4 protein-coding genes and 7 pseudogenes are annotated in these 12,199 nt (G+C 63.9%); 7 read left to right on the plus strand and 4 right to left on the minus strand.

Going from position 1 to position 12,199, the window contains the following annotated elements:
- Window positions 1-42 precede the first annotated feature (42 nt).
- The 3 pseudogenes from OWR21_RS07180 to araH all read left to right on the plus strand — a co-directional run bounded on the left by OWR21_RS07180 (window position 43) and on the right by araH (window position 3,643).
- Window positions 43-923, plus strand: a pseudogene (locus tag OWR21_RS07180) (substrate-binding domain-containing protein).
- A 151-nt stretch (window positions 924-1,074) separates the two neighbouring features.
- Window positions 1,075-2,603, plus strand: a pseudogene (araG, locus tag OWR21_RS07185) (L-arabinose ABC transporter ATP-binding protein AraG).
- Window positions 2,604-2,634: 31 nt separating this feature from the next.
- A pseudogene (gene araH / locus OWR21_RS07190) lies at window positions 2,635-3,643 on the plus strand (L-arabinose ABC transporter permease AraH).
- A gap of 95 nt (window positions 3,644-3,738) precedes the next feature.
- Here the strand turns inward: araH and OWR21_RS07195 are convergent.
- From OWR21_RS07195 to OWR21_RS07205, 3 genes and pseudogenes are all read right to left on the minus strand, one after another.
- Window positions 3,739-4,360, minus strand: a pseudogene (locus OWR21_RS07195) (barstar family protein).
- Window positions 4,357-4,791, minus strand: coding sequence for a ribonuclease (locus OWR21_RS07200; protein WP_332394884.1), 435 nt, complete (start codon window positions 4,789-4,791; stop codon window positions 4,357-4,359). Before OWR21_RS07200 ends, OWR21_RS07195 begins: the two are co-directional and overlap by 4 nt.
- A gap of 468 nt (window positions 4,792-5,259) precedes the next feature.
- Window positions 5,260-7,605 (minus strand): NADP-dependent malic enzyme, encoded by a 2,346-nt coding sequence (locus OWR21_RS07205; RefSeq protein WP_147214566.1) that lies wholly within the window; start codon window positions 7,603-7,605, stop codon window positions 5,260-5,262.
- A 161-nt stretch (window positions 7,606-7,766) separates the two neighbouring features.
- Between OWR21_RS07205 and thiL the strand changes: the two are divergent.
- The 3 genes and pseudogenes from thiL (at window position 7,767) to OWR21_RS07220 (ending at window position 9,975) form a co-directional block, all read left to right on the plus strand.
- A pseudogene (gene thiL, locus OWR21_RS07210) lies at window positions 7,767-8,851 on the plus strand (thiamine-phosphate kinase).
- Window positions 8,848-9,424 (plus strand): annotated as a pseudogene (locus OWR21_RS07215) (phosphatidylglycerophosphatase A family protein). Before thiL ends, OWR21_RS07215 begins: the two co-directional pseudogenes overlap by 4 nt.
- 32 nt (window positions 9,425-9,456) lie before the next feature.
- Window positions 9,457-9,975 (plus strand): CinA family protein, encoded by a 519-nt coding sequence (locus OWR21_RS07220; RefSeq protein WP_332394885.1) that lies wholly within the window; start codon window positions 9,457-9,459, stop codon window positions 9,973-9,975.
- Between the two features lie 236 nt (window positions 9,976-10,211).
- Here OWR21_RS07220 and pyrF read toward each other — a convergent pair whose 3' ends face one another.
- Window positions 10,212-11,027 carry an orotidine-5'-phosphate decarboxylase gene (gene pyrF / locus OWR21_RS07225; RefSeq protein ID WP_316899992.1) on the minus strand — a complete coding sequence of 272 codons (816 nt, stop codon included), beginning with the start codon at window positions 11,025-11,027 and terminating at the stop codon, window positions 10,212-10,214.
- 210 nt (window positions 11,028-11,237) lie between these two features.
- Here pyrF and corA point away from each other — a divergent pair.
- A pseudogene (gene corA, locus OWR21_RS07230) lies at window positions 11,238-12,198 on the plus strand (magnesium/cobalt transporter CorA).
- Window position 12,199: the final 1 nt, after the last annotated feature.

A 12,199-nucleotide genomic window follows, 5' to 3' on the forward strand; every position in this document is an offset into this window, starting at 1 on the left:
GCCCACGCCGACGAGCCGCTCAAGATCGGCTTCCTGGTCAAGATGCCGGAGCAGGCGTGGTTCATCAACGAGCAGAAAGCCGCCACCGAACTTGGCAAGAAGAACGGTTTTTCGGTGGTGAACATCGGTACGCCCGATGGTGAAAAGGTGCTGGCCGCCATCGACAACCTGGGCGCGCAAGGTGCCAAGGGCTTCGTCATCTGCGCACCGGACGTGCGCCTCGGGCCGGCCATCTCCGCACGCGCCAAGCACTACAACATGAAGTTCGTCACGGTGGACGATCAGCTCGTCGACTCGTCCGGCAAGCCGCTGGCCAACGTGCCGCACTTGGGCATGTCGGCCTTCAAGATCGGCAACCAGGTCGGCCAGGCCATCTCCGACGAGATGAAGCGCCGCGGCTGGAAGCCCGAGGAAGTGGGGGCGCTGCGCATCACCAACTACGAACTGCCGACGGCCAAGCTGCGCACCGACGGCGCCACGCAGACGCTGCTGGCCGGCGGCTTCAAGAAGAGAACATCTTCGACGCGCCGCAAAAGACGACCGACGACGCAGGCGGCTTCAATGCGGCATCACCGGTGCTGGCGCAGCATGCCAACATCAAGAAGTGGGTGATCTTCGCGCTCAATGAAGAGAGCGTGCTGGGCGGCGTGCGCGCCACCGAGCAACTGCACATCCCGGCAGCCGATGTGATCGGCGTCGGCATCAACGGTGCCGGCGAGGCGTTTGCCGAATTCCAGAAGAAGGAGCAGACGGGCTTCTTCGGCACGATTGCCGTCAGTTCGACCAACCACGGCAAGGACAGCGCTGCAAACCTCGTCGACTGGATCAAGACGGGCAAGCAACCGCCGGCCGATACGCAAACCACCGGCAAGCTGATGGTGCGCAGCAATTGGCAAGAAGTGCGCAAGGAACTGGGCATTTGAGAACCGGCTCACGATCCTACTGCGCGGCTCGAAGTTGACCTTGCGATGCTCGCCGTACCCATGTACGACTGCGCTTCTCAGGCCAACCTCGGGCCGCTCGCTACGGATCGTGAACCGGTTCAGCGCCAAGGCCAGCGAAAAAAGGCAATCGATGACAGTCCAATCACTTGATGAGAGCGGCCCGCCGGACGCTTCCGCTGGCGCCTATCTGAAGCTCGACGGCATCACCGTGCGCTTTCCTGGCGTGCTGGCGCTCGACCACGTCTCGCTCGACATCCGCCGCGGCGAGGTGCACGGCCTGATGGGCGAAAACGGCGCGGGCAAGTCGACGCTGCTCAAGGTGCTGTCGGGCGTCAACCAGCCGGAGGACGGCACGCTGTCGCTCGACGGCGTGCCGCAGCAGTTCACGAACACGCGTGCAGCCATTGCGGCGGGCATCGCGATCATCTATCAGGAACTGCACCTCGTACCTGAACTGACGGTGGCGGAAAACCTGATGCTCGGTGCGCTGCCCAACCGCTTTGGCGTGCTCGACGAGAAGACGCTGATCGCCCGCGCGCTGCGCGAACTCGAACGGCTGGGGAGAAGCTCGATCCGGCGCAGCCCGTCAAGCATCTGTCGATCGGCCAGCGCCAGATGATCGAAATCGGCAAGGCGCTGATGCGCGACGCACGCGTGATCGCCTTCGATGAACCCACGAGTTCGCTCTCCTCGCGCGAGACGACACAGTTGTTCCGCATCATTCGCGCGCTCAAGGCCGAGGGCCGCGCAGTCATCTACGTCACGCATCGCATGGAAGAGGTGTACGAACTGTGCGATCGCGTGACCGTGTTCCGCGACGGCCGGCACATCGACACGTTCAACGCCGGCGCGAACCTCGACCGCGAGCGGCTGATCCGCTGCATGGTCGGCCGCTCAATTCAGGACGTGTACGGCTACAAGCCGCGCCCGCTCGGCGAGGTGAAGGTCGACGTGCGCGGCCTGATGGGGCCCGGCTTGAGCGAACCCGCCTCGTTCCGGGCACATGCAGGAGAAATCGTCGGCTTCTTCGGGCTGGTGGGCGCGGGGCGCTCGGAGCTGATGAAGCTGCTCTACGGCGCAGTCAAACCCACAGCAGGCGAGATTCGCCTGAACGGCAAGCGTGTCCAGTTCAACACGCCGCGCGATGCGGTGCGCGCGGGGGTTGCGCTCTGCCCGGAAGACCGCAAGCAGGAAGGCATCGTTGCCATCGCCTCGGTCTCGGACAATCTGAACATCAGTTGCCGGCGCCACTTCAGCCGCTTCAGCGTGCTCAACAACCGGCAGGAAGCGCGGACCACCCAGTCGTTCATCGACAAGCTCGCCATCAAGACGCGCAACGGCGAAACGCCGATCGGCAAGCTGTCGGGCGGCAACCAGCAGAAGGTGATTCTCTCGCGCTGGCTGGCCGAAGACATCGACGTCTTCCTGATGGACGAGCCCACACGCGGCATCGACGTCGGCGCCCGCAGCGAAATCTACAGCCTGCTCTACGGCCTGGCCGAGGCGGGGCGCACCGTCATCGTCGTGTCGAGCGATCTGGCGGAAGTCATCGGCGTGGCCGACCGGGTGCTCGTGATGAAGCAAGGCCGCATCGTCGGCGATCTGCCCAGAGAGCACGCGTCGCCCGACACCCTCATCAAACTCGCGCTGCCACGCTAGCGCGAATCACGCCCTCATGGAAACCGACCCAATGCAAACGCCATCCACCGAATCCGTGCCGGGCGGCCCTCCGTTGGCCGCCTCCGGCATTCCAAGCCGCGCCGCCCTCACGTGGGAGCTGGTCAACCGATCGGGCATCGTCGTGGTGTTCCTCCTGCTGTTCACCGCGCTGGCGTTCACGGTGCCGGGCTTCGTCAGCAGTCGCAACATCCAGGGCCTGCTGCTCTCCGTCACCCTGATCGGCTCCATTTCCGTCACGATGATGTTCGTCCTCGCACTCGGCGAGGTGGACTTGTCCGTCGCCTCCATCGTCGCCTTCGCGGGCGTGGTGGCATCGACACTCATCACCGCAACGCACAGCGTGGCGCTTGGTGTCGGAGCCGGCGTGCTGGCGGGCGGCCTGGTCGGGCTCGTCAACGGCGTGCTGGTGGCGCGCTACCAGATCAACTCGCTGATCGTCACGCTGGCCATGATGGAAGTCGTGCGCGGCCTCGCCTTCATCACCTCCAACGGCGACGCGGTGATGATTTCCGAAGAGCTTCTTCGACCTGGGCGGCGGATCCTTCCTCGGCATTTCCTACCCCATCTGGAGCAACATCGTTGGTTTCGCCTTGTTCGGCTTCCTGCTCAAGAAGACGGTGTTCGGCAAGAACGTCCTTGCCGTCGGCGGCAACGAAGAAGCCGCGCTGCTTGCTGGCCTGCCTGTCACACGCATCAAAATCGCCGTGTTCGTCCTGCAAGGGCTGGTAACCGGCTTTGCCGGGGTGATGCTGGCCTCGCGCATGAGTCTGGGCGATCCGAAAACGTCCGTCGGGCTTGAGCTGGGCGTGATCTCGGCCTGCGTGCTGGGCGGGGTGTCGCTCACGGGCGGGGTGGCGACCGTGTCGGGTGTGCTGGTCGGCGTTCTGATCATGGGGTCGGTGCAGAACGCAATGAGCCTGATGAACGTGCCGACGTTCTATCAGTACCTGATCCGCGGCGGCATTCTGCTGTTGGCGGTGTGGTTTGACCGGATTCGCCGCAACAAGCGGGCAAGCTGACACGCCACTCGACTTTTACACGGCAACAAAAAAGCCCGCATGTGCGGGCTTTTTCATTCCAAGGCCGATGATCGATGATCGGCGCCGGAGCACCTTCAAGCGAACGAATAGAACACGCGGAACTGAACCTTGCGCTCGGCCCAGAATTCGGCCGCGTCGCGGAACACGTCCAGCAGCACTTCACGCGCTTCCTTGTCGAACTTCGGCTGGCACGGCAGACCCTCGAGCACGATCACAAAACCCGGTTGCGGGCCGGCCTTGTAGATCATGTCGGTCAGGCAGTCGGCCAGGGCATCGAAGTTCTTGCCGAAATGCTTCGGGAACAGAAACTCGCGCGCAATCACGTCGAGCACTTCACTCTTGGTCGTCGCCGCCGCACAGTTGGCGTACAGGAAATGCTGGCCGAGGCTGGCCGCCGACTCGGCCAGATCCGCCACGCGGAACGCGCGGATCGACTGCACGATATTCGGACGCACCGTCTTGAACAGGTTCATGGCGTCTTCGCGACCTCCATCGTCGTCCGTCTGAGTGTTGTCCTGCGTCATGATGTTCTGCGGTGCGCTTTGAGGCAACTTGGCCGCCCCCGACGCGTGCGCCCAGGGCTTGCATCCCGACCACACCGTCGTACAGATTTTGCGCCTTGTGCCACGCCTCGCGGGCCACGCGCTCATCGCGTGCGGTGAGCGAGTCGTCCAGCCCAAACATGTTGGTCGTCATCGCTGTATCCGTTGAAAACTGTTGTAGTGATCTTCCGTGTAGTAGCAGTCGTTGGCCGCTTGCTGATCGCCGCCGCAGATGATGCGTCGGGCGCCGCGGTTGCGAGCCCCTCGCGTCTTCACGGTGTACTCGTGGTAATAGCCACGCCGTTGCGCAGGCAAACGTCGTTCATAGTTGCCGAACGTGGTGCCATCTTTCGCATAGGGGAACGGACCGCCCTGCTCGATCAGTGCCAGCGTGCGCTGCGCCTCATTGGGCAGGTCTGCCGCACGAATGGTTCCCACGGCGGCAGTCATGCCGGATGTGTCCCGGGCGACTGCATTGGCCGGCAAACCGGCCGCCACCGACAACGCAAGCGTTGCCGCCAGCGCGCCACGCGCCATCGCCTGAGATACGGAGCGGCCGATCCACGCCCCAAGTCGCTTTGTCATCAGCAGGCCCTAACGGGAGAATCGCGCCAGCCGGAGCACGGCGCAGGTCACAAGCGCAGGCGGCCGCCCAATAACGATCCGGACAGCCGATTTGCAGCTGAAAGCGAAGCGGCTCAATGCGTGAGAGGCCTGGCAGGGAATGACAAGTCGGGCGACTGCCGAAGACTTGGGGAATCCTTCCGCCTGCAAAAACCTACCCATTGCGCGCACCAAATAAGGCAAACCGGCTAGACGTGTGTACGGAAAACCGCTTTTTGAACCCGTCTGGCCCTGTTCGGACCTCATGTGCTCAGAAGCACCCCTTCAGCCCGTAAGGGTACGCTCATCGATGACAACAATCAACCGACGGTAAAAGTCTGAAGGGTTTTTCCACATCAATATTGAGTTTGTTTGAATGTAAGCGCACGCACACTTACAGAGCAAAAAGGGAGCGCAGCATCGTGCGCTCCCTTTTCTGGTGCAGGGCGATCAGCGTTGCGCCTGTGCAGCAGCATCCACCACGGTCAGAGCCGTCATGTTAAGGATGCGTCGCACGGTAGCCGACGGCGTGAGGATATGCACCGGCTTCTTCGCGCCCAGCAGGATCGGGCCGATGGCGATGTTGTTGCCAGCCGCCGTCTTCAGCAGGTTGTAGGCGATGTTGGCAGCGTCGATGTTGGGCATGACCAACAGGTTCGCTTCGCCCTTCAGGGTCGAATCCGGCACCAGCGAGTCGCGGAGCTTTTCGTCGAGCGCCGCATCGCCGTGCATCTCGCCATCCACCTCCAGGGTCGGCGCACGTTCGCGCAGAATGGCCAAAGTTTCGCGCATCTTGACGGCGGAAGGCGCTTCCGAGGAGCCGAAGTTGGAGTGCGACATCAGCGCAACTTTCGGCTTGATGCCAAAGCGGCACAGTTCCTCGGCAGCCATGATGGTGATCTCGGCGAGCTGCTCCGCGGTCGGATCGACGTTGACGTGTGTGTCCGTGAGGAAGATCTGGCGCCCTGGCAGAACCAGGCCGTTCATGGCGGCGTACACGCAGTTCGTGCCGCCAATGACCTGGTCGATATAGCGCAGGTGGGCGGCGGTGTTGCTGACCGTACCGCAAATCATGCCGTCGGCTTCGCCCTTGTGGATCATGACAGCGCCGATCAGCGTCGAACGGCGGCGCAATTCGAGCTTCGCGTATTGCGGCGTCACGCCCTTGCGCGCCATCAGCTTGTAGTACGTCTCCCAGTAGTCGCGGAAGCGCTGGTCGTGTTCGGGGTTCACCACGGTGAAATCCACGCCCTCGCGCAGGCGCAGGCCGAAACGCTCGATGCGATGGGCGATCACGCTCGGGCGGCCGATCAGGATCGGGCTGGCGAGCTTTTCGTCCACGACGATCTGCACGGCACGGAGGACGCGCTCTTCTTCACCCTCGGCAAAGACGATGCGCTTGTTCTCCATCGGCACCTTGCGGGCGGCCGAGAAGATCGGCTTCATCAGCGTGCCGGAGTGGTAGACGAACTGCTGCAGATGCTGGCGGTAGGCGTCCATGTCTTCGATCGGACGCTGCGCCACGCCCGAGAGCATGGCCGCTTGCGCCACGGCCGGCGCGATCTTGACGATCAGGCGCGGGTCGAAGGGCTTCGGAATCAGGTATTCGGGGCCGAACGACAGATCCTGGATGCCGTAGGCGGAAGCCACGATGTCGCTTTGCTCCTGGCGGGCCAGTTCTGCCACCGCGTGCACGGCGGCAACTTCCATCTCACGCGTGATGGTGGTCGCGCCCACGTCCAGCGCCCCGCGGAAGATGAACGGGAAGCACAGGACGTTGTTGACCTGGTTCGGGTAGTCCGTGCGGCCGGTGCCCATGATGACGTCGGGGCGCACTTCCTTGGCCAGCTCCGGCAGGATTTCCGGGTTCGGGTTGGCCAGCGCGAAGATGATCGGCTTGTCGGCCATGCGCTTGACCATGTCCTGCTTAAGCACGCCGGCGGCGGACAGCCCCAGGAAAATGTCGGCGCCGTCGATGACTTCGGCCAGCGTACGCAGATCGGTCTTCTGTGCGAAGTGCGCCTTGTCCGGATCCATCAGTTCGGTACGGCCTTCGTAGACAACGCCCGCCAGGTCCGTCACCCAGATGTTTTCGCGCGGCAGGCCCAGATCGACCAGCAGGTCGAGGCAGGCCAGCGCCGCAGCGCCCGCGCCCGAAGCCACCAGCTTGACCTTCTTGATGTCCTTGCCGACGACCTTCAGTGCGTTTGTGATGCCTGCGCCCACGACGATGGCGGTGCCGTGCTGGTCATCGTGGAAGACGGGAATCTTCATGCGCTTGCGCAGTTCGCGCTCGACGAAGAAGCACTCCGGCGCCTTGATGTCTTCCAGGTTGATGCCGCCGAAGGTCGGCTCCAGCGAGGCGATGATATCGACCAGCTTCTGGGGGTCTTTTTCGTTGATCTCGATGTCAAACACATCGATACCGGCAAATTTCTTGAAGAGGCCTGCCTTGCCTTCCATGACCGGCTTCGAGGCTTCCGGGCCGATGTCGCCAAGGCCGAGCACCGCCGTGCCGTTGGTCACCACGCCGACGAGGTTGCCGCGTGCGGTGTAGCGGAACGAGTTCGCAACGTCTTCGACGATCTCTTCGCAGGCGGCGGCAACGCCGGGCGAATACGCCAGGGCCAAGTCGCGCTGGTTCGACAGCGGCTTGGTCGGCGTGACGGAAATCTTGCCCGGGGTCGGAAACTCGTGGTACTCCAGCGCGGCCTTGCGCAAGGCGGCGCGCTGCTGCGCCTTGAGTTCTTCATCCGTGCGGGCGGGCTGCTGAGGCTGGGAATCCACCGTGGTCATGGGTCTCTCGTATCGGGTGGCCAGCGCGCACGCCGGCCGTCGCATCTAGCGGGCCACCGGGATACCCTCACGAGCGCCACGGGAATACGGTCCGCCTCCTTGGGCCCGTCATTTTATATAGTGAAAAGCGATCTCACAACGGGATTTTGGGTGGGAGTGCCATGCGCATTCGCTACAATATTCCACCGTCCTGTCACGGCACCATCGGGCTTGCCCCATATTCTTCCATCGCCGCTGCCGTGTCTAAACCCGTCCACCCCTCCAACTTCGGCGATCCGGCGGACAATCTGTCCGAATTTGGTCTGATCCGCCGTTATTTCACGCGGCCGACCTCGAAAGCGACGTTGGGCGTGGGCGACGACTGCGCCCTGCTTGCGCCGCGCCCGGGGCACGAATTGGCGATCTCCACCGACATGCTGGTCGCCGGCCGTCACTTCTTTCCACATGCGGAGCCGCGCGCACTTGGCCATAAGGCGCTCGCTGTCAACCTCTCTGACCTGGCAGCGATGGGCGCCGAGCCCCGCGCCTTTACGCTCGCCGTGGCATTGCCCCAGGCCGATGCGGCGTGGCTCAAACCGTTTTCCGAAGGCTTGCTCGCCTTGGCCGATGCGTTTCGCTGCGAACTGATCGGCGGCGACACTACACGGGGGCCGCTCACCCTCAGCCTGACCGTCTTCGGCGACGTTCCCGCCGCTACGGCACTACGTCGCGACGCCGCCGGCCCCGGCGATGACATCTGGGTTTCGGGTACCGTCGGCGACGCGCGACTGGCACTGGGCGCATTGCGTAACGAGTGGCCGCTCACGCCGGAAGCCCTCGCACAGGTGCAGCCGCGCATGGACATGCCCACGCCGCGTGTCGCACTCGGCCTGGCGTTGCGCGTATCGCCCGGGCGGCGCTCGATGTATCTGACGGCTTGTTGGGCGATCTTGGCCACATCCTCGCGCAATCGCGCGTCGGAGCGACGATCGCGGTGGACGATGTCCCGCGCTCGGCGACCCTCGCCGCGCAGTCGCAGGCGCTTCAGCTGCAGTGCACGCTGGCCGGCGGCGACGACTACGAACTTTGCTTCACTGCGCCTGCCGATGCGCGCGACGCTGTGATCGCCGCCGGCAAGCGTGCGGGTGTGGCCGTGACGCGCATCGGCCGCATCGACGGCGAAACCGGCTTGCGACTCATCGATGCCAAAGGCGCGCCGATTATCTTCACGCACGGCAGCTTCGACCATTTTTCTTCCGCCTCATGATGTCTTCCGCTCCCTTCCCGCCATCCAATCCGCCGGGCCAGCCTGACACTGTCGTGCTCGAAGCGGGCCAGACCGCAGGTACGCCGCCCCACGGCGCGCTTCATGTTCGGTCATCCGGCGCGGATCCTCGCGCTTGGCTTCGGCTCGGGCCTCTCTCCCATCCTGCCGGGCACGGTCGGCACCCTGTACGCGTGGCTGATCTACGTTGTGTTTGCTCGGTGGATCTCGGGGCCGACTTGGCTGCTGATCGCGGCGGTCGGCTTCGTGATCGGCATCTGGGCATGCACCCGCACCGCGCGCGACCTGGGCGTGGCAGACCACGGCGCCATGGTGTGGGACGAAATGGTGGCGTTTTGGATCGTGCTGGCCTTCGTCACGCCAACCACGCTGGGCGGGCAATTCGCCGCGTTCCTGTGGTTCCGCTTCTTCGACATGGTCAAGCCAGCGCCCATTCGCTACTACGACCGCTCGCTCAAAGGCTTTGGCGTGCGCGGCGGCTACGGCGTGATGGTCGACGACATTCTGGCGGCGTTCTACACGCTGCTCGTGTTCGCGCTGTGGCGCTCGTTTTGACGTTTGACGACCGAAGCTTCAAAGGTACCGCAATGGCTGAATCCCGCGCGCTGGCCCAACTGGCCGAACTCGTTGCTGACACGCTGAACAAGCGCAGCCTGATGATGGCGTCCGCCGAATCGTGCACAGGCGGGTTGGTGTCCGCCGCCATTACCGACGTATCGGGGTCGTCCGCGTGGTTCGAGCGCGGCTTCGTCGTCTATTCCAACGAAGCGAAATCGCAGATGTTGGGCGTGCCGGCGGCGCTGATCCGCGAACATGGGGCCGTGAGCGAACCCGTGGCGCACGCCATGGCCGAAGGCGCGGTGCTCAACAGCCGCGCGCAGGTGGCGGTGGCGATTACCGGCGTCGCGGGCCCGACCGGTGGCACGCCCGACAAGCCCGTCGGCATGGTCTGCTTTGGCTGGAGCAACCGCCTGCAAACCCGCGTGGAAACGCGCCACTTCAAGGGCGACCGCAAGCAGGTCCGCCTGCAGGCCGCCGAGCACGCACTGCGCGGCCTGCTCGACTTCCTCGACCAGCAGAGTCCTGATCTAGATTTCGCTGGATGATCCGGCCGGCGACGATCTCCGTGATCGTGTTCCGGCTGGTGCTCGTGGTCGTGCTCGTGGCGACGGTCGCGATCATGATCGCGGCGCGTCGTCTCGTGCTGGTGGGTGTCGTCGCGCTCTTTCTCGAGCTTGCGGTCCGGATCCTTACCCGTCTCTTCCCGATGCGTGCCGGCGGCGGGGCGGTGCGGTGCGTGGTCATGATGTCCTCATCGCCGCAACCGGACCGACAGCGCCGATCAGTTGCGGAACTGGTTGATCTGGTTGCGCGTGGTCTCGGCCACGCGGCGGGCCGCATCAGCGAAATCACTGTCGGTGCTGGCGTAGAGAATCGCCCGCGACGAGTTGATCATCATGCCCGTGCCGTCAGCCGTGCGGCCGGCGCGCACCGTGGCTTCGATGTCGCCGCCCTGGGCGCCGACGCCCGGAATCAGCAGCGGCATGTCGCCGACAATCTCCCGCACCTTGGCAATCTCTTCCGGGAACGTCGCGCCCACCACCAGGCCCATCTGGCCGCTGGTGTTCCACACGTCGCGCGCACGTTCCGCCACGACCTGGTAGACGGGGCGGCCGTCAGTTTCGAGGAACTGCACATCGCTGCCGCCGGCGTTGGAGGTGCGGCACAGCACGATGACGCCCTTGTCGGCATGCGCCAGATACGGCTGCATCGAGTCGAAACCCATGTACGGGCTGACGGTGATGGCATCAGCCTGGTAGCGCTCGAAGGCTTCCTTGGCGTAGTGCTCGGCGGTCGAGCCGATATCGCCGCGCTTGGCGTCGAGAATGACGGGGATGCCCGGATAGGCTTCGTGGATGTAGTTGATGAGCTGTTCGAGCTGGTCTTCGGCGCGCTGCGAGGCGAAGTAGGCGATCTGCGGCTTGAAGGCGCAGACCAGATCGGCGGTGGCGTCCACAATGGCGCGGCAGAACGAGAAGATTGCTCCGCCCGTGCCGGTCAGCGATGCCGGCAGGCGTGCCGGGTCAGGATCGAGGCCAACGCACAGCAGGGAGTTGTTGCGTTGCCAGGCGGCAGCGAGTTGTTCGGTAAATCGCATGGTGTCGGGAATGTGAAGGCGGCCGGATGGCCGCATGACTTGCCTGCATTTTACCCGTCGGGCGGCCCGGTTGCGGCATCTTCCGGACGTGGCGTCGGCCCCACGCGTGCGCGCCGAGCCGCCGTTTGTGGCTGAACCCGTCGCTTCTTTAGGCTACACTCGGCGCGATTTTTCGCTGCCCGTTCAACGCCTGCTTCAAGGAAACACCCCATGATCAACCTGTTCGTCGTGCAAAAAGGCCGTCTCGCGCAGGAACAGGTCGAAGAACGCAGCGAACTGCTGCAGCACAAGCCGATCTGGATCGACGTGATCGACCCCGACGACGAAGAACTGGCTTGATCAAGGAAGCCTACGGCGTCGTCCTGCCCGAGCTGGAGCAATTGGGGGACCTGGAAGCCTCCGCCCGCTACTTCGAAGGCGAAGACGGCCACATCCACATCCGCACCGATTTCCTGCTCGACGAAGAAACGACCTCCCGCAACGTGCGCGTCGCCTTCGTGCTGACCAAGGATGTGCTCTTCTCCATCCACGACGAAGACCTCCCGCGTTCCGCCTGGTTCGCATGCGTGCGCGGCTTCGCCCAGGCTCGGTGCGCAACGCCAAAGACGTGTTGATGGATCTGTACGCCACCGACGCTGAATATTCGGCCGACTCCATCGAAGAAGTCTACGAACGCCTCGAAGATGCCAGCAAGCGCGTACTGGCCGATGAGGTGACCGATGCCGCCGCCGCCGACGTGCTGGAGATCATCGCGCGCGTGGAAGACTTGAACGGCCGGATCCGCCGCAACGTGATGGATACGCGCCGCGCCGTGTCGTTCCTGCTGCGCAGCCAGTTGCTCTCGGCCGATCAGCAGGACGAAGCGCGCCAGGTGCTGCGTGACATCGATTCCATCGAGAACCACACGGCGTTCCTGTCGGACAAGGTCAACTTCCTGATGGATGCCACGGTCGGCTTCATCAACATCAACCAGAACAAGATCATCAAGCTGTTCTCGGTGGTGTCGGTGGCGCTGATGCCGCCCACGCTGATCGCCTCGATCTACGGCATGAACTTCAAGGTCATGCCGGAGCTGGACTGGGCTCAAGGCTACCCATATGCGATCGTGATGATGGTGGTGTCGGCGGCGATTCCGCTGGTGTACTTCCGCCGTAAGGGCTGGTTGAAGTAGC

The sequence above is a fragment of the Ralstonia sp. 1B3 genome (genome assembly GCF_036631435.1).